We start from the raw sequence: 22,497 nt of genomic DNA on the forward strand, positions 1-22,497 counted from the left end.
CGTTCCTTCCGGCGCTCGACGGCGGTGTCGGCGTTCTGGGCGGTCACGGCGCCTCCTCCAGGCAGACAGTTGCAATATGTGCAACGGTCATTGCGTATGTCGCTTACTGCTGTCTAACATCCGAGCCAACGCCGGGTCAACGGAGCCGTTGGCCCCCAGCCGTGAGGAGACCGACCCCCGTGACCGTCACCGGACCCGCAGCCCCGCACAGCGCACCCGACGTCGTCGCGCTCGGCGAGTCCATGGTCACGTTCGTTCCCTCCGTACCCGGGCGCCTCGCCGACGTGCCGTCCTTCGAGCGCGGCATCGGCGGCGCCGAGTCCAACCTGGCCTGCGTGCTCGCCGCCGGCGGACACCACGCCCGCTGGGTCTCCCGGGTCGGCGCCGACGGCTTCGGCGACCACCTGGTCGAGGCCATCGGCGCGTACGGCGTCGACGTCTCGGGCGTCCGCCGCGACCCCGCCCGCCCCACCGGCATCTACTTCCGCACCGCGGGCGACCGGGCCACCGACGCCCACGAGGTCGCCTACTACCGCGCCGGGTCCGCCGCCTCCGCCATGTCCGCCGCGAACATGGACCTCGGCGTGCTGCGCGCCGGCCGCGTCCTGCACCTGTCCGGCATCACCGCCGCCCTGTCCGCCGACTGCCTCGGGCTGCTCGGCGCGCTCCTGGAGCGGCCCGGCACGCCCGGCGGCCCGCTCCTCTCCTTCGACGTCAACCACCGCCCCGGCCTGTGGGCCGACCCGGCGGACGCCCGCGTGCTGCTCGACCTCGCCCGCCGCGCCGACCTCGTCTTCGTCGGCGAGGACGAGGCCGAGGACGCGTTCGGCGTCACCGGCGGGCCCGACGCCGTCCGCGCCGCGCTGCCCGAGCCCGACCTGCTCGTGGTCAAGCGGGGCGCCGACGGCGCGATCGCCTACGACCGCGACGGCGGCCGCCACTTCGAACCCGCCCCGCGCGTCGACGTCGTCGCCGCCGTCGGCGCGGGCGACGCCTTCGCCGCCGGGTTCCTCTCCGCCACCCTGCGCGGCCTGCCCGCCGCCGCCCGGCTGCGCCACGGCCACCTGTGGGCCGCCGCCGCGCTCACCGTCCCCGGCGACCTCGCCGCGCCGCCGAGCCGCGCCCACGCGGACCGGCTGGTCGCCCTGGACACCGCCGCGTGGGAGACACTGCACCTCGGCCCCGGGTGGACCGTCACCGATGCCGCCGACGAGAGGGCCGCCGAGGAGGTACGCACGCCATGAGCCAGACCGTCGACCGCGCGCTCAGCATCCTGCCGCTGCTCGCCGAGGGACCCGCCGACCTGGGCCAGGTCGCCGACCGGCTCGGCGTGCACAAGTCCACGGCACTGCGCCTGCTGCGCACCCTGCACGAACACGGCCTGGTCCACCGCCAGTCCGACCAGCGCTACCGGCTCGGCGCCCGCCTCTTCGCGCTCGCCCAGGAAGCCGTCGAGAACCTCGACGTCCGCGAGATCGCCCACCCCCACCTCGTCGAACTCAACGAGAAGTGCGGCCACACGGTCCACCTCGCCGTCTACGAGGAGCACGAGGTCCTCTACATCGACAAGGTCGAGAGCCGCTACCCGGTGCGCATGTACTCGCGCATCGGCAAGCCGGTCGCCATCACCGTGGCCGCCGTCGCCAAACTGCTGCTCGCCGACCTGTCCCCGGCCGAGCGCCGCGCCCTCGCGGACCGGCTCGACTACCCCATGTACACGTCCCGTTCGACCCCCAACGCCCCCGCCTTCCTGCGGGAACTGGAGAAGGTGGGCGAACAGGGCTGGGCCACCGACCTCGGTGGCCACGAGGAGTCCATCAACTGCGTCGGGGCGCCGATCCGCGGCGCGGACGGACGCGTCGTCGCCGCCATGTCGGTCTCCGCACCGAACGTCGTCGTCACCGCCGAGGAACTCCTCACCCTGCTCCCGCTGGTGCGCCGCACGGCGGAAGCCATCAGCCGGGACTACTCAGGCACCGGACCCGGCAACACCCCTCACAAGGAAGCAAGTTCATCATGACCGAGAAGATCGCCCTCACCCCCGCCACGCACACCACCCCGCCCGCGAAGTTCTCGCACGGCGTCAAGAAGGGCAACATCCTCCAGGTCGCCGGCCAGGTCGGCTTCCTGCCCGCCGAGGAGGGCAAGGCCCCCACCCCGGCCGGCCCGACCCTGCGCGAGCAGACCCTCCAGACCTTCGCCAACGTCAAGGCGATCCTCGAAGAGGGCGGCGCCACCTGGGACGACGTCATGATGATGCGCGTCTACCTCACGGACGTGGACCACTTCGCCGAGATGAACAAGATCTACAACGAGTACTTCGAGGAGCAGGGCCTGAAGGCCCCGGCCTCCGCCCGCACGACCGTCTACGTCGGTCTCCCCAAGGGCCTGCTCATCGAGATCGACGCGCTCGCCGTCCTGAGCTGAGCCCGCCGCACCACCCGCACGCCGTACGTCGTCACGGCGCGGCGCATCACCACGATGCGCCGCGCCGCGATCCCCCCTGCCCAGAAACCCCCATGCTCTTACGAGGTCAACGATGTCCCCGTTCGCTCCGCTCGCGGCCGCCGCCCCTGAGACCCCACCTCACACCGGCGGCATCCTCACGCTCATCGACGGCACCGCCGGTCTGCTGACCGTCGCCGCCCTCGGCATCGTCCTGCTGCTCTTCCTGATCATCAAGGCGCGCATCCAGCCCTTCGTGGCCCTGCTCGCGGTCTCCATAGCCGTCGGCCTCGGCGCCGGCCTCTCGGTCACCGAACTCTTCGGCACCGTCCAGAAGTCCGACGCGGTCTCCACCATCGAGTCCGGCATGGGCGGCACCCTCGGACACGTCGCGATCATCATCGGCCTGGGCACCATGCTCGGCGCGGTCCTCGAGGTCTCCGGCGGCGCCGAGGTCCTCGCCTCCCGCCTCCTCAACCTCTTCGGCGAGAAGCGCGCCCCCCTCGCGATGGGCCTCACCGGCCTCATCTTCGGCATCCCCGTCTTCTTCGACGTCGGCATCTTCGTCCTCGCGCCGATCGTCTACGCGGCCGCCAAGCGCGGCGGCAAGTCGATCATCCTCTACTGCATGCCGCTGCTCGCCGGCCTGTCGATGACGCACGCCTTCCTGCCCCCGCACCCCGGCCCGGTGGCCGCGGCCGGACTGCTGAAGGTCGACCTCGGCTGGGTCATCCTCATGGGCATCGTCTGCGGCATCCCGGCCGTGCTCGCCGCCTGGGGCTGGGCCGCCTGGATCGGCAAGCGGATCTTCGTGCCCGTCCCGCAGGACATGGTCGAGGCCGCCGACGAGGCCAAGGCCGCGCTGGAGGCCGAGCAGCGTGAAGCGGGCGTCACCCCGACCGAGAAGCCGGTCGCGCTGGGCGTCGTCTTCGCCATCATCGGCACCCCGCTGGTGCTGATCCTCCTCGCCACCTTCTCCTCGATCGCCTTCGACCCCTCCACGGGCCGCTCGGTCATCGAGTTCTTCGGCCACCCCTTCGTGGCCCTCACGATCGCCCTGCTCCTCGCGTACTACCTGCTGGGCATCCGCCGCGGCTGGTCCCGCAAGTCCCTGGAGACGGTGTCGACCGCGTCCCTGAAGCCGGTCGGCAACATCCTCCTGGTCGTCGGCGCCGGCGGTGTCTTCGGCGCCGTCCTCAAGGCGAGCGGCATCGCGCAGGCCCTCTCCGACACGTTCAACGACGTCGGCCTGCCGGTCATCGTCCTGGCCTACCTGATCTCGCTCGTCCTGCGCGTCGCCCAGGGCTCGGCGACGGTCGCCATCGTCACCACGGCCGGCATCGTGGCCCCCCTGCTCTCCGAGGGCAACTACTCGCAGGCCTTCACCGCCCTCGTCATCATGGCGATCTCCGCGGGCTCCATCTTCGCCTCGCACGTCAACGACGGCGGCTTCTGGATGGTCGCCAAGTACTTCGGCATCTCCGAGCGCGACACCCTGCGCACCTGGACGGTCCTGGAGTCGGTGCTCTCGCTCGCCGGGTTCGCGGTGGCGGCGGTGGTCAGCCTCTTCGTCTAGCGCGTTTGACGCGGACCGCTTCGGGCCTGTCCCTCGTCATCCGGTGACGAGGGACAGGCCCGAGCAGCCGGTGCCGCCGGCCGGATCGGGCGCGTACACCCAGTGCAGCGCGAAGATCTGGACGAACAGCAACAGGGCGGCCACGCACACGACCACCGCGCGACCGCCGCCGAAGCGCCGGGTACGACGGCAGGCGAGCACCAACGCGGCCACGCTGCACAAGGGCGCCGCCCACGCGGTGACGTACATCCGTGTCGACGGTCCCAGGTAGGCGCAGTGCCGGAACCCGTCGCCGTCGAAGAAGAGGTGCGCGGCCAGCAGCACGGCCGAGACGACGGTCAGGACGAGAGCGGCCGCGAGGGGGCCGGCGCGGCCGCGGAGCGGAGTCGTGGTGTTCATCGCGGCCATCGTTATCGGCCGGGACGCAGGCTAAGGTAATGCGCACGTCAAGGATGAGCGCGGGTGTCCGGTCGCCCGGGAGGATCACGGTCCCGACGCCGGAGCGCCGTCGTCCGTCCGGCACAGGGAGCCCGAGGCCCCGGGGGAGGCGCCGCACAGGCTCGTCCGCCATACTTCCGCCCGTGGAGCAGCGCATGGAGAGCCAGAAGGTCACGCCCGTCACCGGTGCCGGTTTCGACCCGGCGTACGTCCCCGGCCTGACGTCTCCCCGACCGGAGACGGCTGTCGAGGACGCGGTCACGGAATCCGACGAGGTGGCGGAGGAGGTGACGCAGAGCGCGCCCGAGAAGCCCGTACGCGAGAAGGCCGTCCTGGACAAGAACGACGAACCCGAGGACGAACCCGAGGCCGATTCCGGGCCGGAGGCCGAGGACGCCACGGCCGAAGCGGCCGACGCCGACGCGGACTCCGATTCTGATTCCGAGTCCGCTTCCGCTTCCGCTTCCGAGTCCGCTTCCGAGTCCGGCAAGGGCGACGGCCCCGCCATGGAGGCGAGGGACCGCCGGGGTTCCATCACCGTCGACGCGACCGGGGTGCGCTACACGCTCGACGACCAGGAGGCCGACTTCACCTGGGACGAGATCAGCGCGGTCGAGTACGGCACGTCCCGCAAGCGCCTCACGGTGACGGTCCACACGCCCAACAGCCGCTGGTACCCGAACGACGTCGAGGCCCCCGACAAGGCCCGCCTCGCCGAGTGGACCGAGCAGATCGACAAGGCGCTGGACGCGTACTTCGAGGACTGACGAGGCAACGGTTCCGGTCGGCCCTCTTGCCGACCGGGGTTCTTTACGCTCCCTTGATAGTCATGGCGGACACCACGGGAACCCCAGGAACCGGCACCTCCACCACCACCCCCGACCATCCCCGCTCGTCCAGCTGGAAGTACATCGGTCCCGGCATCGTCGTCGCCGCGACCGGTGTCGGCGCCGGCGACCTCGTCGCGACGCTCGTGGCGGGCAGCAACTTCGGCTACACCCTGCTGTGGGCCGCGGTCGTCGGCTGCCTCGTCAAGATCAGCCTCGCCGAGGCGGCGGGCCGCTGGCACCTGGCCACCGGCCGCACCCTCTTCGACGGCTGGGCGAGCCTGGGCCGCTGGACGACCTGGTTCTTCGTCGTCTACGTCGTGATCTGGGGCTTCGTCTACGGCGCGGCCGCGATGTCGTCGAGCGCGCTGCCGCTCCAGGCGCTCTTCCCCGACGTGTTCCCGGCGGACTGGTCCATCAAGCCGTGGGCGATCCTGTGCGGCCTGGTCGGTCTGGTCTTCGTCTGGTTCAACAAGTACGCGGTCTTCGAGAAGGTCATGACGGTCCTGGTGGGCGTCATGTTCGTGGTCACGGTGTATCTGGCGGTCCGGGTCACGCCGAACCTCGGTGACGCCTTCGCCGGGCTGCTGCCCGTCCTGCCCGACGAGAAGGACTCGGTCCTGAACACGCTCGGCCTGATCGGCGGCGTCGGCGGCACCATCACCCTTGCCGCGTACGGGTACTGGGTCAACGCCAAGGGCTGGACCAACACGTCCTGGATGAAGGTGATGCGCCTCGACAACCGCGTCGCCTACATCACCACCGGCATCTTCGTCGTGGCGATGCTCTTCGTCGGGGCGGAGCTGCTGCACGCCTCCCACACCTCGATCGCCGCCGGGGACAAGGGACTTCTGGACCTGACGAAGATCCTCGAGACCGAGTACGGCACGGCGACCGCCAAGCTGTTCCTGGTCGGCTTCTTCGCCACGTCCTTCACGTCGCTGATCGGCGTCTGGCACGGCGTGAGCCTGATGTTCGCCGACTTCGTCGAGCGCTACCGCGGCGCCCGGGCCACCGCCGCGGACGTGGCGCGCGGCACCCGCGAGAAGGGCTGGGCGTTCCGCGGATACCTGCTCTGGCTGACCTTCCCCCCGATCGTCCTGCTCTTCCAGGGCCAGCCGTTCCGCCTGGTGATCCTGTACGGGGTCCTGGGCGCGGCCTTCATGCCGTTCCTGGCCCTGACCCTGATCTGGCTCCTCAACTCCAGCCGTACCCCGGCCCGTTGGCGCAACGGCCGGCTGAGCAACGGCATGCTGGCCGTCGCGGGCCTGCTGTTCGTGGTGCTGTGCGTGAAGCAGATCTGGGACCAGCCGTGGTCGGACTTCTTCTGACCCGGGCCGTGTGCCGCCCTACGTGAACGGGATGTTGAGCCAGGGGCTCCCCGGGTCCTCCGTCAGGATCCGGTGGGCCGAGACCATCTCCTCGTACCACCTGCCGAACTCCTCGTCGTCGAAGTGCAGGCACCGGCCGAGGGCGTAGGCGGCGGAGAAGTCCTGCCAGGTGCGGTAGGAGCGGACGGCCGACGCGCTCGCCGCGCGGACCGCGGACTCGGCCTCGTCGAGGGTTCCGTAGCGGGAGGCGAGGCCCCAGCGGGCCATGTTCGGGGCGCGGCCGAGATCCCAGGCGTCGACCGAGGTGACGTAACGGCCCTCGGCGAGCAGCCCGTCGGCGCGCATCCGGGCCTCGTAGCGGGTGATCCGGCCGATGAGCCGGTGCACGCCCTCGATCTGCGCGGCGGTCTCGTCGGCGGGGCGCGGCTCCGTGGTGGTCACGCCGTCCTCGGTGAGCACGGTGCGGGCCTCGCCGCGGGCCCGCAGCACCTTGGCGACGGCCTGCTTCCAGTAGCCCGTCTCGACGTGGCCGCCGAAGTCGCGGGCGATGCTGTGCCGCAGGCCGAGCGCGAACTCCCACACCCCGCTGTGGTTGTCGGCGGACAGCAGGAGGTGCACCTGCTCCCGCCACTCCTGGCGGCTGGTCACGCCCCACCATTCGCGCAGCCGTTGGCGCTCGGTCTGGTAGCCCTCGCCGTGGTGGGCCATGGTGTTCCAGAACTCGCCGTTGGTGACCGAGAGCAGCGCGCCCAGGGCCAGGCCGTGCGCGACGGGGCCGTGCAGCGCGCCGCCCACGTGCAGGGCGCGCAGGCACATCTTGTAGCGGGGCGTCCCGGCGCGGGCGGCCGCCCGCATCCAGGACGCGTTGTGCGGGGGCAGCGGCGGGAGGACCGCCTCGCAGGGGGTGCCCGGGTTGATGACGAGGGTCGGGGGGTTGGGGCCTGTGGCCCAGTTCGCGGTGGCGAACCAGTCGAGGGACTGCCACTCGAAGAGGCGGTGCGGGTCGGGAGCGGGCAGCATTCCGATGGTGCGCAGCTCCAGCCACTCGCCGCCGGTGCGGGGGTCCCGGTGGAACAGCGGATACGTGGACTCGAAGACGTCGGCCTTGTCGGGGCGCAGCTCCATGTACAGCTCGACCGAGGCCAGCGTCTCGTAGTACGCCGCCCAGTCGCCCCGACCCTTCGCCTCGTACAGCGCCCGCTCGGTGGGCGAGGGCGCCGCCCAGGCGGGCTGCGGGGACGCGGGGCCGTCGAAGTCGGCGGGCGGTGGGCCGAAGGTCATGGCCGGAAGCCTAAGCAGAAGGGACGTGGGCAGCGCCGCCGGGGGAGCGGCGGCGCTGCCCGTTCATAGGGGGGACCGGCCCGCGGTCAGGTCACAGGCCGTGGACGTGCGGGCCCACCGCCGAGGACCAGGCGTTGTTGGACGTGGCGTCCCAGTTCGTGGACCAGGTCATCGCGCCGCGCACCCCGGGGTACGTCTTCGACGGCTTGAAGGAGCCGCAGTTCGTGCCCTTGGCGAGGCAGTCCAGGGCGTCGTTCACGACCGACGGGGCCACATAGCCGCTGCCCGCCGCGCTCGTCGACGCCGGAGTGCCGATGCCGACCTGCGACGGGTCGAGGCCGCCCTCCAGCTGGATGCAGGCGAGCGCCGTGAGGAAGTCGACGGAGCCCTGGCTGTAGACCTTGCCGTCACAGCCGAGCATCGAACCGCTGTTGTAGTACTGCATGTTGACGACAGTGAGGATGTCCTTCACCGCGAGCGCCGTCTTGAAGTACTCCGCCGACGTCGACTGCATGTCGATGGTCTGCGGCGCCATCGTCAGCACGAAGCCACTGCCCGCCTTCGCCGCGAGCGACTTCAACGCCTGGGACATGTAGGTGGAGTTGACGCCGTTCTCCAGGTCGATGTCGACGCCGTCGAAGCCGTACTCCTGCATCAGCGCGTAGACGGAGTCCGCGAAGTTCGTCGCCGAGGCGGAGTCGCTGACCGACACCGTGCCGTTCTGGCCGCCGATCGAGATGACGACCGACTTGCCCGCCGCCTGCTTCGCCTTGATGTCGGCCTTGAAGGCGTCGTCCGTGTAGCCGCCGAGGCCCGCCGAGTCGAGGGTGAAGTCGACCGCGCCCGGTGTCGTGGTCGCGTCGGCGAAGGCGACCGCGATGATGTCGTAGTCGTCGGGGACGTCGCTCAGCTTCTGGACGCTGGCGCCGTTGTCGAAGTTCTGCCAGTAGCCGGTGACCGCGTGGGCGGGCACCGCGGCGGCGGCCCGGCTCGTCGTGGGCGCCGCGGAGGCTCCCTCGGTCGTCGCGACCAGCCCGGTCACGGCCAGTGCGGCGGCCGTGAACGTGCCGATGAGAGCGCCGAGTCGGGAACGTCGTCGGCGGCTGTGTGCGGGGGCGTGCGTCATTTCTGCCTCCATGTGGGGGGAGGGCTCCCACCACATCAGTGGGGGAGTTGGGGAAGCAGCTGCTGGGCGTACAAACTGGTCCAGACCAATAGGGATGTCAAGGGTTTGCGTCGACGCTTCCTCGCCAACCCGCGCCCACCGCTTCGTGAACAGTGCGAAGTTGGGTGTTGCCGGGCGCTCGCGTGGATATGGTGCTCAGGCAGGAACACTGACGTGTCCTGAACGAAGCAGTGTCACAAGGAGCGCAGAGCGACCGGGGGGTTCACGCGTGCCGACCGCCATAGCCGTGACCGACCCCGACCTGGTGCTCAACTCGCCCGACCGGCACACTCCGACCGCCTCCGTGCTGCCCGTGGGCGAGGCGCCGGACGCGTATCCGCTGGACCGCGCGATCGTCGACGTACACACACTGATCGAACAGCACGGGTATGTGATCGTGCTCTGTCCGCAGTCCGTACCGGACGCGGTCGTCCATCGGCTGTACTCGATCCGGTCCGTGCTCGAAAGCGACCGGATCGCCATTCTGCGCCCCGAGCTGCCGCCGCTCGGCCTCGCCGTGCTCGCGCTGCAACTGCGCCAGCTGTCGATCTGCGACTTCAGCCCGGGCGTCCTGGCGTCCGCGGGCCGGCTGCTCGCCCACTACGTCCACGCGGGCGCCCTCCTCGGCTCGGTCGCCAAGCTCGACCGCGTCCCCGTCACCCTCAAGGCGCACGCCAAGTCGTGGTCCCCGGGCGCCCAGTTCGCGGTCGTCGCCTCACCGCAGCCGCAACTGCTGAAGGTCACCGGGACCGAGACGCCGAGCGGCCCCTCCTTCGGTACGCGGATGTTCTACGCCGCCGGGCAGCAGACCACCGACTGGGTCACCGGCGCGCTCGCCCGGGCCTGGCGGGTGCAGGGCGCGACCGAGACGCGGCTGCCCGCCGAGTCGCCGCGCTGGTGGGCGACCGGCAAGGGCGGCCACCCCGGCCGGATCGTCGAGTTCGCGGCCGCCATCCCCGACATCTCCGTCCTCTACCAGCTCGTGTCGTCCGTACGGCGCGAGGAATGCCACTGGTGCGGGCTCGAACTCATCGGTGACCGCTGCGGGTTCTGCTCCGCGCCGCTGGCCGCCGACGCACCGCCCGAGCGCGCGGGCGGCACCCGGACCTCGCTCGCCCCGGCCGTCGGGGCGGGCCGGGCCGCGCTGCCCCGCGCCCCGCACCATTGACCGCCACCCGCACCCCGAACCCACCCGCCCGTCTATCCACGAGGTTGTCCGGTCCATGAACTCACGTCAGCGCCGCGGCGTCATCCTGCTGGTCGTCTCGGCCCTGTGCGCCGTCGGCGCGTTCGCCGGAGTGCTGTCCGTGATCCACGACGTGGACTCCAAGGTGGGGCCGGAAGTCACCGCGTACCGGCTGAAGTCGGACGTCGCGCCCTACAAGGAGCTGACGGACGACCAGTTCGAGAAGGTGCGGATGCCCGAGCGGTGGCTGTCGGACACCGCCGTCACCAGACTCGCCCAGGTCCGCGGCAAGATCGCTGTCACCCAGCTCAAGAAGGGCTCCCTGCTGCAGACCGACATGATCGTCGACCGGCCCGAACTCCGGGCGGGGCAGCAGGAGATCGCCATCATGATCGACGCCGAGACGGGCGTCGCCGGAAAGATCGACCCCGGCTCGAAGGTGAACATCTACGCCACCTTCAAGGCCGAGAACGACAAGCAGCGCGACCAGTCCAAGGTCATCGTGGAGAACGCCGAGGTCATCGACGTCGGCAAGCTCACCCCGATCGACCAGCAGGGCGCGAACTCCTCCGGGAACAGCACCCGGCGCCAGGGCGAGGCCGTGCCGATCACGTTCGCGCTCTCCGCGGCGGACGCGCAACGGGTCGCCTACGCCGAGTCGTTCGCGACGCACGTACGCCTCGCGCTCGTCGCGCCGGGGGACGACGCGGCGATCGCGCCCGGCGACCGCTCGTACACGCTGGACGAGGACAAGTGATGGGGACCCGGACCCAGGCAGCCCCGCCGGCGACCGCGGAGCGGCGTCCGGGGCGGACCGACGCGACCTGTGCGTCCGCGCCCCTGAAGGGACACCGCCGATGACCACGAGGATCCTCCCCGCAGCGGGCGACCCGGAGGCGGCCCGCGCCCTGGTCACCCTCCTCTCCCAGCTCCCCGACACCGAACCGGCCCCGCCCGTCGCGGACTCCACCGCCCTGCTCGACACCCTCGCGCGGCTCGCCGCCGAGTCCCTCGACGAACTGCCCGAGGTCGTCCTCGTCCACGAGCGGATCGGGCCCGTGCCCGCGCTGGACCTCATCCGCGACCTCGTCCTGCGCTTCCCGGCCGTCGGCGTCGTCCTCGCCACCGCCGACACCAGCCCCGCCCTGCTCACCGCCGCGATGGACAGCGGAGCGCGCGGCATCGTCGCGTTCCCGCTCGGCTACGACGCCCTCGCCGAACGCGTCCAGGCCGCCGCCTCCTGGTCCGCCGGCATGCGCCGCCACCTCGCGGGCAGTACGGGCGCGGAGCTGATGCCGGCGGGCGGCGGCGGCCGCGTCGTGGCCGTCACCGGCGCCAAGGGCGGCGTCGGCACCACCCTCGCCGCCGTCCAGCTGGCCCTGGCCGCCCGCGCCTCGGGCCGCTCGGTCGCCCTCCTCGACCTCGACCTCCAGTCCGGCGACGTGGCGTCCTACCTCGACGTCCAGTTCCGCCGCTCCGTCGCCGACCTCGCCGCGATCCGCGACATCACCCCGCGCGTCCTCCAGGACGCCGTCTTCACCCACGAGACCGGCCTCGACCTGCTCCTCGCCCCCGCCGACGGCGAGCGCGGCGAGGAGGTCACCGACCGCGTGGCCCGCCAGGTCGTGCACGCCCTGCGCGCCCGCTACGAGGTCGTGGTCGTCGACTGCGGTACGCAGATGGGCGCGGCCAACGCGGCGGCGGTCGAACTCGCCGACCAGGCCGTCCTGCTGGTCACCCCGGACGTCGTGGCCGTCCGCGCCGCCAAACGCATGGTCCGCCTCTGGGACCGGCTCCAGATCCGCAAGGCCGAGGAGACCCGCACCGTCGTCAACCGGCAGGCGCGCACCGCCGAGATCCAGCCAACTCTGGTGGAGCGCGTCACCGGCACGAAAACGCTCCGCACCACCGTCCCGGCCGCGTACAAGGAGCTGCAGGCGGCCGTCGACGCGGGCCGCATGCAGGACCTCGACAACCGCTCGACCGTCAAGCAGGCCCTGTGGGCCCTGGCCGGCGAACTCGGCCTGGTCGCCGCCCCCGCCCCCGACACCACCGGCCGCCGCTCCCGCCGCCGCGGCGACAAGGGCGCGGTCACGCTGGAGTTCGCGGCGATGTTCCCGCTCGTACTGCTCGTGATGGCGCTGATGTGGCAGTGCGTGCTGTACGGGTACACGTACTCCCTGGCCGGGAACGCGGCGGACGAGGCGGCGCGGGCGGCGACCTCGGCTGCCGCCGGGAACGGGGACGCCGCCGGGGCCTGCAAGGCGGCCGGCACGTCGCATCTGCCGTCCGCGTGGCAGGCGGCGCAGATCGGGTGTGCGGACGACGGCGTGGTCATGAAAGCCACGGTCGAGGTGAAGGTGCCGCTCTTCTTCCCCGGGGTGAACCCGGGCTGGTCGGTCACGGGCGAGGCGGGCGCGGCCTCCGAGCAGGACACGTCCCAGTGACGGGCAAGCGTTGCGCGGGGCCGCGGAGAACAGCACCCGCAGGGGCGCGGGGAACCGCGCGACCAGCCACGACGAAACGGCAACCGCCCACGGGAGATCGACCCGCGACGACGAGAGGGCGTCTGCGGGGAGACGACGGAGTCTCCATGCTGGAGTTCGCCGGCTTCCTCCCGTTCCTCCTGATCATCGGCATGGCCGCGATCCAGCTCGGCCTCGTCGGATACGGGGCGAACCAGGCGGGGAGCGCGGCGCGCGCGGCGGCGCGGGCCGAGTCGCTGAACCAGGGCACGGGTCAGACGGCGGCCGCCGCGTCGGCGAGCGGATGGCTCCACCCCTCGGCCGAGATCGGCGCGGGCGACACCGTCACCGCCACCGTCACGGTCCGCGTCCCGGCGATCATCCCGCTCTTCGACGGCTGGGACCTGACGCGTCACGCCACCATGCCCAACGACCGCACGAACGACGGGAGTTGAGCAGAGGATGAGCCTACGATCCCGAGTCGTCGCCACCCGCGGCACCCCGGAGGGCCCCGGCACGCCCCCGGACCGCGACGAGGGCCTGATCGCCGTCTACCGCGCCAAGCTCCTGGAGGAGATCGACCTCGCGGAGATGTCCTCGCTCCAGGCCGCGGACCGCCGCGTCCGCCTGGAGCGCGTCCTCGGCCACATCATCAGCCGCGAGGGCCCGGTCCTCTCCTCCGCCGAGCGCACCCAGCTGATCCGCCGCGTCGTCGACGAGGCCCTCGGCCTCGGCATCCTCGAACCGCTCCTCGCCGACGCCTCCATCACCGAGATCATGGTGAACGGCCCCGACGCCATCTTCGTGGAGCGCGCGGGACGGGTGGAGCAGCTCCCCATGCGCTTCGCCTCGCCCGAGCAGCTCATGCAGACCATCGAGCGCATCGTCTCCACGGTGAACCGGCGCGTCGACGAGTCCAACCCCATGGTCGACGCCCGCCTGCCCACCGGCGAACGCGTCAACGTGATCATCCCGCCCCTCGCGCTCACCGGTGCCACCCTCACCATCCGCCGCTTCCCGCGCGCGTACAGCCTCACCGAACTCCTCGAACTCGGTTCGCTCGACGAGCACATGCTGATGCTGCTCGCGGCCTGCGTACGGGCCCGCTTCAACATCATCGTCAGCGGCGGCACGGGCTCCGGGAAGACCACGCTCCTCAACGCCCTCTCGGCGCTCATCCCGCCCCACGAGCGCATCATCACGATCGAGGACTCGGCGGAACTCCAGCTCCAGCAGGACCACGTCATCCGCCTCGAATCACGGCCGCCGAACGTCGAGGGCAAGGGCCAGGTCACCATCCGTGACCTCGTCCGCAACAGCCTGCGCATGCGCCCCGACCGCATCATCGTCGGCGAGGTCCGCGGCGGCGAGACGCTCGACATGCTCCAGGCCATGTCCACGGGCCACGACGGCTCCCTCGCGACCGTCCACGCGAACACCGCCGAGGACGCCCTCACCCGCCTCCAGACCCTCGGCTCCATGTCCGAGGTCGACGTTCCCTTCGAGGCCCTGCGCGACCAGATCAACTCGGCCGTCGACGTCCTCGTCCAGCTCACCCGGCACGCCGACGGCTCCCGCCGGATCAGCGAGATCGCGCTGCTCGTCTCGCACGGCCGCGAACAGTTCACCATCGCCACGGTGACCCGTTTCGTCGCCCAGCCGTACGTGTCGGGCGCCGCGGAGCCGGAGCAGCGCCGCGTCCACGGCTACTACGAACACCTGCCGTTGCCGCGGCGTCTCGCGGACCGGCTGTATGTGGCGGGGGAGGCGGTCCCGCCGGCGTTCGGGGTCGTCGAGGCCGTCGACATACGGAACACGAGAGAGGCCACGGGATGACCAGGACAGACGCACGCGGGGCGGGCGGCGCAGCATGACGACCCCCGCGCTCATCGCCCTCGGCGCCACCGCCCTCACCTGCGTCCTCGCCATCGCGGGCCTGCACATCCACGCCTCCGGGCGCGCCCAGCGCCAGGCCCTCGTCGACCGCCTGGACGACTACCCGGGCGGCGGCTCCGGCGGCCCGGCGGGCGGCCGGGCACGCCGCTTCACCACGGTCGACCGGCGCCTGCGCCGCACCCGCCTCGGCCGCGCCGTCCACCTGCGGCTCTCCGCGACGGGCCTCGACCTGACGGCGGGCGAGTTCACGGTCTACGTGGCCGTGGTCGTCGTCGCGCTGTGGCTGCTGGCGGCGACGACGCTGGCCCCGTTCTTCGGCCCGATCGCGGGCGCCGTGGCGGTCTGGGCCGCGGTCATCTTCCTCAACTGGCAGCGCCAGAAGCGCATCGAGGCCTTCATCAACCAACTCCCGGACGTGGCACGCCTCCTGGCCAACGCGACGGCTGCGGGCCTGGCCCTGCGCACGTCCCTGGCGATGGCCGCGGAGGAGCTGGAGGCTCCGGCGGGCGAGGAACTCAGCCGGGTCGCCGACCAGCTGGCACTCGGCCGCTCGGTCGACGACGCCCTGGACGAACTGGCGGCCCGCCTCCCCTCCCGCGAACTGATCGTCCTCGTCACCACCCTGGTCCTGGCCAACAAGGCGGGCGGCACCGTCGTCTCCTCGCTCCGGAACCTGACCCAGACCCTGGAGGACCGCAAGGAGACCCGGCGCGAGATCCGCACGATGCTCTCCGAGGTGAACGCGACGGCGTTCACCGTCCCGCTCCTCGGCCTGGGATCCCTGCTCCTGATCAACTCCTCGAACGACGGCGCACTGGCCCGCGTCACCGGCTCCCCCCTCGGCCAGACCCTGATCCTGATCGCCCTCGGCCTGTACGCCATCGGGTTCTTCGTGATCCGCCGCCTGGGAAAGATCGAGGTCTGACCCATGCAGACACCTCTTCTGGGCCTGCTCCTCGCCCTCCTCGCCGGCGCGGCGGTCTTCGGTCTCTTCGCGGGCATCCGCATGTACCGCGCCGAGGCCAAGGTCCCCAGCGACCTGGCCCTCGCCCTCGAAGTGGGCGCCACCCGCGTCTCCACGGCGGGCTCGGCGGTGGACCGGCTCGGCATGCGGTTCGCGCCGCTGGTCCTGCGCCTGATGGGCCCGCGCCGCGTGGACGCCAAGCGCCGGAAGATCGACATGGCGGGGAACCCCGGCGGCCTCACGATCGACCGCTACGCGGCACGCCGCGCCGTCTACGGCCTCTTCGGCGTCGTCATGGGCCTGGTCTTCCTCACCAACGGCCAGCCGCTGCTCGGACTGCTGACCCTGGCCTTCGGCGCGCTCGCCGCCGACGCCCTGATCTGGCAGGCGACACGCGAACGCAAAGAGGTCATCGACCGCACCCTCCCCGACTTCCTCGACGTGCTCGCGGTCGTCGTCTCGGCGGGCCTCGGTTTCCGTCAGGCGCTGGACCGGGTCGCGGAGAAGTACGAGGGCCCCTGGGCCGACGAACTGCGCATCACGCTCCGCCAGATGGACATGGGCGTCCCGCGCCGCCAGGCCTTCGACGAACTCCGCCGCCGCAACGCGTCCGAGCAGGTCGCCCAGTTCGTCTCCGCACTCCAGCAGGGCGAGGAGCTGGGCTCACCCATCGCCGACACCCTGATCCAACTGGCCACGGACATGCGCCGCACGGACGCCCAGAACTCCCGCCGCCGCGCCGCGAAAACCATCCCGAAGGCAACGGTGGTGACGCTGGTCTTCATGCTTCCGGCGACCATGATCCTGATCGCTACGGGCATGTTCCTCGGCTCCGGAACCAACTTCGGCTCAATATTGGGACGTTGAGGCACTCCTATGTTGACACCGGACTGGCTACAGTGACTTCGAGCAAAGGTTGGCGAATGCGAATTCCTGGCCCTGGCGGGCCGCCGATCCCGTACGAGGGGAGCTGACATCCGATGACGACCCGGGCAACCCCCAGACAACTTACGGTCAAGCCCGGCCCCCAAATTGGCGAAACCAAGTGCACACGGTCGCAGTTCGCGTACGTTGCGTGTGTTGTTTTGGTTGTCGTGGAGGAAGGGGGATCCCGTGATCAAGGACCGAGTGCTCGGGGCGTGGACGACGTGGACGAGTTCGTTGGGGGAGCGTCTTCGGGGGGCCCGGCGGGATTCTGGGGCCGGGTTCGTGGAGTATGCGGGGTTGATGATTCTGATCGCGGGGATCTTCACGCTGATCGACCAGATCGGCTTGGACGGGATGATCTCCGGTGCCATTCGGGACGCCGTCACCGACGTGACTGGCGGCTGATCCACCCCGCACTGCGTGACGATCGTGGGTCGACGCTGCCCCTTTACATCTGGATGACCGCCATCCTGCTCTTCGCCGCGTTCGCCTTCTTCGCCTTTGCGCAAGCGGCCTCGGCGCGCAATGGTGCCCAATCGGCGGCGGACGCTGCGGCGTTGGCCGCCACGCAGTCTGCTCGCGATCAGCTGATGGATGACCTGGGACAGGCCATCGAGGGCGGAGACGACTGGCTGGACCTGCTGGACGGCCTGGACGTCGATGGTGCTGACGTGGACGCCGCCGCCGGTCAGCTGGCCGCCGAGAACGACGCCGAAGTCGTGGGCGGGCCGGACGCGACAGAGGTGAACGGGTCTCCGGGTTACTGGGTCGAGGTGCGAACTCTCTACACCGTTGGCGACACGATCATCCCCGGCACGGAGAACGACAAGGCGAAGGCGCACGCGACCGCCGTGATCGAGCCCCGCTGTGACGTGCCCGTGGAGGCTGATCCGGAGAAGCTCGTCCAACTAGCCTGCGACGGGCAGGAAATCGAGATCGACCCCGAAGACTTCACCCTGGACGACCTGCCCGATGCGTCAGCCTTGTTCTCCGTCCACCTGGCCGACTGACGAGTGATCGACGAGAGAGGGAAGGCGCAGCGATGAACCTTCGGTGCACAACGACGACCCGCCGGGCCCTGGCCGCGGTGGTGATCACGACTGGGCTGGTCCTCTCCGCGGCCGGCTGCGGAGGTGACGGCGACGGCAAGGGCGAGGAGAAGGCGACCGCTTCGTCCAGCGCCGAAGCCAGCGGGGGCGAAGCGAGCAAGCCGGAGACGCAGCCATCCTCCTCGGGGGAGCCGCTCGCGGAGGTCAAGGGCGGTGACGTCACGTTGTCCGTGATGTCGGCAGCGCGAGATCAAGGCGGCTTCGTCACCGTCTCGGGCAAGGTGACGAACAACGGCGGCCAGTTCTGGGGTGCGTCCGACTGGCAAGCCGATGAGCGCGAACTGCGCAAGAACGGCGCTTCCCTTGCCGGAGCGTTCCTGGTTGACCCGGCAGGCAAGAAGAAGTACCTGGTACTCCGGGACACGGAGGGCCGCTGCCTCTGCACCAAGTTCGAGGGCGGCGGGGTGGCGGCCGGCCAGTCGACCGACTGGTACGCCCAGTTCCCGGCCCCGCCCGGAGGCACGGCCAAGGTCACTTTCCAGGTCGGCGCCATGCCCCCGGCGTCGATCGAGATCACAGAGGGCGAATGACGATGCCCCGACGACATCTGACCGCCACCGCGGCGCTCACCACGGTCGCCGCCATCGTTCTGGTCGCCGGCCCGGCGCACGCCGACGACGACCCCACCGGCGCCCCACCCGGCAGCACGACGACGTCTCCGCCGCCAGAGGTGGACGCCAACAGCCCGGGCCTCAAGCTCGCCGACGGTGCGACCCTCGCCCCCGCCAAGGTCCTGGACATCAAGTCCGTCGTCGAGGACATGTCCGGCGACGAGCGCCGCACGGACACCAGTGAGGACATCACCTTCGCCCTCCAGGCCGAGGTCCTGTTCCCCAAGGACAGCGCGAAACTGAACCCCGACGCCAAGGTCCGCATCCAGGCGATCGCGGTCGAGATCACCAGCCAAAAGGCGGCGACGGTCAGGGTGTTCGGCTTCACGGACAACCTGGGCTCGTACGCGCACGGCCTGACGCTCTCGAAGAAGCGCGCGGAAGCGGTCCACGACGCGCTCCAGTCGGCACTGGGCGGGAACGGCGGCAACCTCACGTTCCAGGTCCGCGGCTACAGCGAGGACTATCCGATCGCGGACAACGGCACGGAAGAGGGCCGCAAGAAGAACCGCCGAGTAGAGGTGTCGTTCCCGAAGAGCGACTGACCGGCTAACTCACCAGTCTCACCAGCACCGAGGCGAGATCGGCGAGGAACTGAAGCCAGGGCCGGACCCGCTCGGCCCGCCGTTCCAACCGCTTGCGCCGCCCACCGGCCCGCACGTCCCGCCGCCGCTGTACCGCCCTGTCCCGGGCATGCCGTAAGGCCGTGATGCGCCTCGCCCCGATGCGTTTACGTCGCCTCATGCCGCGACGTTAGCGACGCCGGGGTCCGGGACGCAGGGCGGCGGACCACCAAAGCGGTCGGGGAGTTATTGGCGGTAACCGTAGAACGGGGAGCCCGTACCGTCCCGGGACTTCATTCACCGCTTGGCGAAGGAACTGTGAGGCGCTCGGCATGACAGAGCCCATCCGCTGGCAGAGGTCGACGTTCTCCGGGGGCGGAGACGGCAACACGTGCGTCGAGGTCGCCACGATCGACGGATCGATCCACCTCCGCGAAAGCGACGACCCGGGCACCGAGATGGCCACCACCCCCACGGCCCTCTTCCATCTCCTCAGCGCGCTCAAGACCAACCGCCGATGAGCAGCGCCACTCCCACGAACCTCACCTGGACCCGAGCCGCCCCCGACGGCGCCGAAGGGCCTGGCCCGTGGATCGAAATCGCTTACGGAGAAGATGACTTGGTGCATGTCCGAGACACCTCGGCTCCGGCAATGATCGTCACCACCACTCGCAGGAAGTGGGACGCCTTCGTGCTCGGAGTGCAGGCAGGCGAGTTCGACCATTTCGTGGTGGACCTCTGACGGCGGCCGTCGATGTGCCGGGCTTACCGGAATGTGTGGGCGACGATCCAGTACTCGTCCTCTTCGGCGGTGACAGCGTGCAGAACCCTGTTGCCCATTGAGAACAGCAGAATTCGGGTCTTCCGAGCACGGCAGCGACGCGGTGGCGGCGGGGCTGACGTTCCCTCCGGTGGCCGCGAGAATCGCAGTGGAGGGGGCTGTCGCGCCGTGAAGGGATGGCGTCCCCGTTACTTGTCGGCACCTCTGGAGGAGTGACTCCCAGTCCTCCAGCGTTCACGGCAGGCGTGGAACGAGGGAGAGCCACAGTTCTGCCTCCCTTCTCGTAGGCGTGCCGGCCGGGATCGAGTCCTCCAGCCCTATGAGCGGGGTCAGGGTGTTCTTGATTCTTCTCAGGTGCAGGATCTCTGGCCGAGACAGCGTTTTCCAGTCGGTGGTCATCCTTGATACGTCGGCATAGGGCGCACGCGCGCTTTCGATGACGTCCCGGAACAGTCCTTCGGGGTCGCGGTGCGGATCACGGGCAGCGGGGCCGAAGACTCTGATCATCGTTGCTCTGATCCAAGCGGCGTCAGCGGCTCGCTTGTGGGCCTCGTCCGGCGAGGGAGCGGACTTGTTGGAAATCGCGGCAAGAGCCAGTACGGCCCAGCGCATCCGAAGCGACTCGCCCGACCCGGGGAGCCTCATCCGGGTGGCGGCCAACTCCCTTACGGCTTCACATGTCTGGTCGTCCCGGCGCGGTTCGTCAGGGCGCTGTGCGTATGCCTCCAACTGCTCCAAGGGGAGTGCGGAGATGTCCTCCCCCTTCAAGAAGCTTGTCCGAGTGCGTCGATGATTCGGATCATGTCGTTCTGGGCGGCAGCGCAAAAGCCTTGGTCGTCTCGCGCGATGGCAACTGCCGCTTCGTTGAGGAGCTCTCCGGCAGGACCCGAATCCTCGACGAGACGAGTCGGCGCGATCATCCAGTTCCGGGCGACCCTGAAGGTCCATGCGGTGCGGGTCGGCGCATCGCGGACAGCCGAAGTAAAGCTGTCCGTCCACGCCTGCCGCGGATTTCTGAAGCGCCATTTGGCGAACGGGACTTGATGATGCCCCAGCAAAGGGTGCCGCGGTACGGCCGCGCCGAACCAGGCCAGATCGTCGAACCCCGTCAATGCCTGCTGGACGCGTGCGTGAGCGTGGGGCATGAAGGCCCTCCTCGTCATGTCACCGACGGCCGGCCCTACGTCGCCCGCCACACCGTCAACGCCCCCGACAGGAAACTGGCCCCGCTCTTGGGGAGCGCCGTCGACTTCGTCGCGACCACGAACAGGCCGATGTAGCCGTCGGGATGCTTGAAGCAGATCTCGCTGCCGGTCGTGATGATGGCGAGCGGCAGGCGCGTGTCGGCGCCCTTGCCGACGAGCCAGGCGCGGCAGTCGTCGAGGGTGGCGCCCGGTTTGCCGTACACCGGGGCGATCACCGTGCCCCGGGTGGTGGTCTCCAGCGCGCAGCTGAACTCCTTGGCGCAGGTGAAGCGGATGTCTCCCTTGCGGTCCTTGCGCTCGACGCCGTCCGTGATGCTCAGGGAGTTCTTCTCGTTCAGCAGCTTCATGGGGTACGGGGTGGCCTGCGGCGACGACGACGCGTTGGCGGCGGGGCCGGAGTCTTTGGATGTGCCGGACCCGCTGGATGTCCCGGATGCCGTACCCGCTGTATCCGAGGTGTCCGCCGTGCTCGACGTGCCCGACTTGTCCATCGAGCCGGTCCCGCCGCCTCCCGACGACTGCGACGCCCCGGCCGCACCGCGCCCCCCGATCTCGCCCCGCGCGTCCCAGACCTTCCACCCGAGCCCGCCCAGCACCAGGACCGCCGCCATGGCGCCCGCGACCCCGATGAGCGTGTTGCGGCGTCTTCGTGTCCGCACCTGCGCGGGGGTGGGCCACGGCGTCCGGATGTCCGGCGCGCGCCACGGCGACAGCGGCTGGGTGCCGTACGCCTGTGTGGACGCCGGAACGCTGGGCGCGGCGACCGGCGGCGGGACGGGCACCGCCGGGCCCATGACCTCCTGCCAGACCGCGGGGCCGGCGCCCGCGTCCGCGTCCGGGCCGAGTTCCCGGCGGCACCACTGCACGATCTCCGACAGGGAGGCCCGGTCCGCGGGATCGGCGGCGAGGCAGCGGGCGATCAGCGGGCGGAGCTGTTCGGGCAGGAGCGACAGGTCGGGCCTGTCGTGCACGATCCGGTAGAGGACGCCGACCGCGGGGCCGTCCCCGTACAGCGGTTCGCCGAGCGCGGCGAACGCCGCCGTCTGACCGAGCGAGAAGACATCGGTCGCCGCCGTGATCTCCCCCGCGCTGCCCGCGGCCGCCTGTTCCGGAGCCATGAACTGCGGGGTGCCGATGGACGTGCCCGTCACGGTGTGCGAACTGATGCCGGAGGCGAGGGAGATGCCGAAGTCGATCACGCGCGGCCCGTCGGACGCCAGCAGCACGTTCGACGGCTTCAGGTCACGATGCACGATCCCGGCGTCGTGGATGGCCCCCAGCGCCTCGGCGATCCCCGCCATCAGCCACAGCACCGCGGGCACCGGCAGCGGCCCGCGCCGGGCCACCGCCTCCGCGAGCGAGGGGCCCGGCACGTACAGCGTCGCGAGCCAGGGCGGCACGCCGTCCGCGTCGCCGTCGATCAACTCGGCGGTGTACGCGCCCCGCACCCGTCGCGCCGCCTCCATCTCCCGCCGGAAGCGGCGCCGGAAGTCCGGGCTGTCCGCGAGCTCCGGCCGTACGACCTTGATCGCCACCGGCCGGCCGCCCTGCGTGTGCGACAGATAGACCCGGCCCATGCCGCCCGCGCCGAGCCGCGCGGCGAGCCGGTACCCGGCCACCGTCCGCGGATCGTCCGCCGCCAGCGGCTCGAAGACCTCTCTCGCCTCGTGCATCCCCTATGCCCCCTGATCCCCTTGCTCCCCTGAGTGCAGAAGCCTAAGGCGCGG

General features: G+C 70.8%; 25 protein-coding genes. 19 read left to right on the forward strand and 6 right to left on the reverse strand.

Annotated features, from left to right (window positions below):
- Nucleotides 1-179: 179 nt before the first annotated feature.
- The 4 genes from ACVHNB_RS05025 to ACVHNB_RS05040 all read left to right on the forward strand — a co-directional run bounded on the left by ACVHNB_RS05025 (nt 180) and on the right by ACVHNB_RS05040 (nt 4,021).
- Complete coding sequence (locus ACVHNB_RS05025) at nt 180-1,244, forward strand: sugar kinase (RefSeq protein WP_428952625.1); 1,065 nt, start codon at nt 180-182, stop codon at nt 1,242-1,244.
- Nucleotides 1,241-2,020 (forward strand): IclR family transcriptional regulator, encoded by a 780-nt coding sequence (locus ACVHNB_RS05030; protein WP_428952624.1) that lies wholly within the window; start codon nt 1,241-1,243, stop codon nt 2,018-2,020. Before ACVHNB_RS05025 ends, ACVHNB_RS05030 begins: the two co-directional genes overlap by 4 nt.
- Entirely contained in the window at nt 2,017-2,427 is a 411-nt protein-coding gene (locus ACVHNB_RS05035) for a RidA family protein (protein WP_428952623.1), read from the forward strand. Before ACVHNB_RS05030 ends, ACVHNB_RS05035 begins: the two co-directional genes overlap by 4 nt.
- 112 nt (nt 2,428-2,539) lie before the next feature.
- On the forward strand, nt 2,540-4,021 hold the full coding sequence (locus tag ACVHNB_RS05040) for a GntP family permease (RefSeq protein WP_428952622.1): 1,482 nt from the start codon (nt 2,540-2,542) through the stop codon (nt 4,019-4,021).
- 36 nt (nt 4,022-4,057) lie between these two features.
- On the opposite strand, the gene ACVHNB_RS05045 is transcribed toward ACVHNB_RS05040, so the two are convergent.
- Complete coding sequence (locus tag ACVHNB_RS05045; protein ID WP_428952621.1) at nt 4,058-4,420, reverse strand: hypothetical protein; 363 nt, start codon at nt 4,418-4,420, stop codon at nt 4,058-4,060.
- A 182-nt stretch (nt 4,421-4,602) separates the two neighbouring features.
- Here ACVHNB_RS05045 and ACVHNB_RS05050 point away from each other — a divergent pair, with 182 nt between their 5' ends.
- Together ACVHNB_RS05050 and ACVHNB_RS05055 are read left to right on the forward strand one after the other, a co-directional pair.
- Nucleotides 4,603-5,226 carry a hypothetical protein gene (locus tag ACVHNB_RS05050; protein WP_428952620.1) on the forward strand — a complete coding sequence of 208 codons (624 nt, stop codon included), beginning with the start codon at nt 4,603-4,605 and terminating at the stop codon, nt 5,224-5,226.
- A gap of 62 nt (nt 5,227-5,288) precedes the next feature.
- The gene (locus ACVHNB_RS05055; RefSeq protein WP_428952619.1) at nt 5,289-6,617 is read left to right on the forward strand and encodes an Nramp family divalent metal transporter; all 1,329 of its coding nucleotides are present in this window, start codon (nt 5,289-5,291) and stop codon (nt 6,615-6,617) included.
- 18 nt (nt 6,618-6,635) lie between these two features.
- On the opposite strand, the gene ACVHNB_RS05060 is transcribed toward ACVHNB_RS05055, so the two are convergent.
- Both ACVHNB_RS05060 and ACVHNB_RS05065 read right to left on the reverse strand, forming a co-directional pair.
- On the reverse strand, nt 6,636-7,898 hold the full coding sequence (locus ACVHNB_RS05060) for a DUF1266 domain-containing protein (RefSeq protein ID WP_456227498.1): 1,263 nt from the start codon (nt 7,896-7,898) through the stop codon (nt 6,636-6,638).
- Nucleotides 7,899-7,989: 91 nt separating this feature from the next.
- Nucleotides 7,990-9,024: a chitinase gene (locus ACVHNB_RS05065; RefSeq protein WP_428952617.1), complete on the reverse strand. Its 1,035-nt coding sequence runs from the start codon at nt 9,022-9,024 to the stop codon at nt 7,990-7,992.
- A 268-nt stretch (nt 9,025-9,292) separates the two neighbouring features.
- Here ACVHNB_RS05065 and ACVHNB_RS05070 point away from each other — a divergent pair, with 268 nt between their 5' ends.
- The 13 genes from ACVHNB_RS05070 (at nt 9,293) to ACVHNB_RS05130 (ending at nt 19,526) form a co-directional block, all read left to right on the forward strand.
- Nucleotides 9,293-10,231, forward strand: coding sequence for a hypothetical protein (locus ACVHNB_RS05070; protein ID WP_428952616.1), 939 nt, complete (start codon nt 9,293-9,295; stop codon nt 10,229-10,231).
- A gap of 55 nt (nt 10,232-10,286) precedes the next feature.
- Nucleotides 10,287-11,006 (forward strand): Flp pilus assembly protein CpaB, encoded by a 720-nt coding sequence (gene cpaB / locus ACVHNB_RS05075; protein ID WP_428952615.1) that lies wholly within the window; start codon nt 10,287-10,289, stop codon nt 11,004-11,006.
- Nucleotides 11,007-11,106: 100 nt separating this feature from the next.
- On the forward strand, nt 11,107-12,696 hold the full coding sequence (locus ACVHNB_RS05080) for an AAA family ATPase (protein ID WP_456227499.1): 1,590 nt from the start codon (nt 11,107-11,109) through the stop codon (nt 12,694-12,696).
- A gap of 146 nt (nt 12,697-12,842) precedes the next feature.
- Nucleotides 12,843-13,169, forward strand: coding sequence for a TadE/TadG family type IV pilus assembly protein (locus ACVHNB_RS05085; protein ID WP_428952613.1), 327 nt, complete (start codon nt 12,843-12,845; stop codon nt 13,167-13,169).
- Between the two features lie 7 nt (nt 13,170-13,176).
- Complete coding sequence (locus ACVHNB_RS05090) at nt 13,177-14,550, forward strand: CpaF family protein (RefSeq protein WP_428952612.1); 1,374 nt, start codon at nt 13,177-13,179, stop codon at nt 14,548-14,550.
- Nucleotides 14,551-14,584: 34 nt separating this feature from the next.
- Nucleotides 14,585-15,535, forward strand: coding sequence for a type II secretion system F family protein (locus tag ACVHNB_RS05095; RefSeq protein WP_428952611.1), 951 nt, complete (start codon nt 14,585-14,587; stop codon nt 15,533-15,535).
- 3 nt (nt 15,536-15,538) lie between these two features.
- Nucleotides 15,539-16,441, forward strand: coding sequence for a DUF5936 domain-containing protein (locus ACVHNB_RS05100; protein ID WP_456227500.1), 903 nt, complete (start codon nt 15,539-15,541; stop codon nt 16,439-16,441).
- Between the two features lie 246 nt (nt 16,442-16,687).
- Nucleotides 16,688-16,906, forward strand: coding sequence for a hypothetical protein (locus ACVHNB_RS05105; RefSeq protein ID WP_456227501.1), 219 nt, complete (start codon nt 16,688-16,690; stop codon nt 16,904-16,906).
- A 53-nt stretch (nt 16,907-16,959) separates the two neighbouring features.
- Nucleotides 16,960-17,511: a pilus assembly protein TadG-related protein gene (locus ACVHNB_RS05110; RefSeq protein ID WP_456227502.1), complete on the forward strand. Its 552-nt coding sequence runs from the start codon at nt 16,960-16,962 to the stop codon at nt 17,509-17,511.
- 32 nt (nt 17,512-17,543) lie between these two features.
- A complete protein-coding gene (locus tag ACVHNB_RS05115) occupies nt 17,544-18,140 on the forward strand; it encodes a hypothetical protein (protein WP_456227503.1) in 597 nt (198 codons plus the stop codon).
- On the forward strand, nt 18,137-18,766 hold the full coding sequence (locus tag ACVHNB_RS05120) for an OmpA family protein (protein WP_428952607.1): 630 nt from the start codon (nt 18,137-18,139) through the stop codon (nt 18,764-18,766). Before ACVHNB_RS05115 ends, ACVHNB_RS05120 begins: the two co-directional genes overlap by 4 nt.
- A gap of 350 nt (nt 18,767-19,116) precedes the next feature.
- Nucleotides 19,117-19,305 (forward strand): DUF397 domain-containing protein, encoded by a 189-nt coding sequence (locus ACVHNB_RS05125; RefSeq protein ID WP_428952606.1) that lies wholly within the window; start codon nt 19,117-19,119, stop codon nt 19,303-19,305.
- Nucleotides 19,302-19,526: a DUF397 domain-containing protein gene (locus ACVHNB_RS05130; RefSeq protein ID WP_428952605.1), complete on the forward strand. Its 225-nt coding sequence runs from the start codon at nt 19,302-19,304 to the stop codon at nt 19,524-19,526. Before ACVHNB_RS05125 ends, ACVHNB_RS05130 begins: the two co-directional genes overlap by 4 nt.
- Before the next feature lie 273 nt (nt 19,527-19,799).
- On the opposite strand, the gene ACVHNB_RS05135 is transcribed toward ACVHNB_RS05130, so the two are convergent.
- The 3 genes from ACVHNB_RS05135 to ACVHNB_RS05145 are packed head-to-tail and all read right to left on the reverse strand — an operon-like array spanning nt 19,800 to nt 22,443.
- Nucleotides 19,800-20,333 carry a hypothetical protein gene (locus ACVHNB_RS05135; protein ID WP_456227504.1) on the reverse strand — a complete coding sequence of 178 codons (534 nt, stop codon included), beginning with the start codon at nt 20,331-20,333 and terminating at the stop codon, nt 19,800-19,802.
- Nucleotides 20,330-20,710 carry a hypothetical protein gene (locus ACVHNB_RS05140; RefSeq protein ID WP_428952603.1) on the reverse strand — a complete coding sequence of 127 codons (381 nt, stop codon included), beginning with the start codon at nt 20,708-20,710 and terminating at the stop codon, nt 20,330-20,332. The genes ACVHNB_RS05135 and ACVHNB_RS05140 overlap by 4 nt, the downstream gene beginning before the upstream one ends.
- A 35-nt stretch (nt 20,711-20,745) precedes the next feature.
- Complete coding sequence (locus ACVHNB_RS05145; protein ID WP_456227505.1) at nt 20,746-22,443, reverse strand: serine/threonine-protein kinase; 1,698 nt, start codon at nt 22,441-22,443, stop codon at nt 20,746-20,748.
- Between the last annotated feature and the right edge of the window lie 54 nt (nt 22,444-22,497).

This window comes from Streptomyces sp. YJ-C3 (assembly GCF_053891275.1).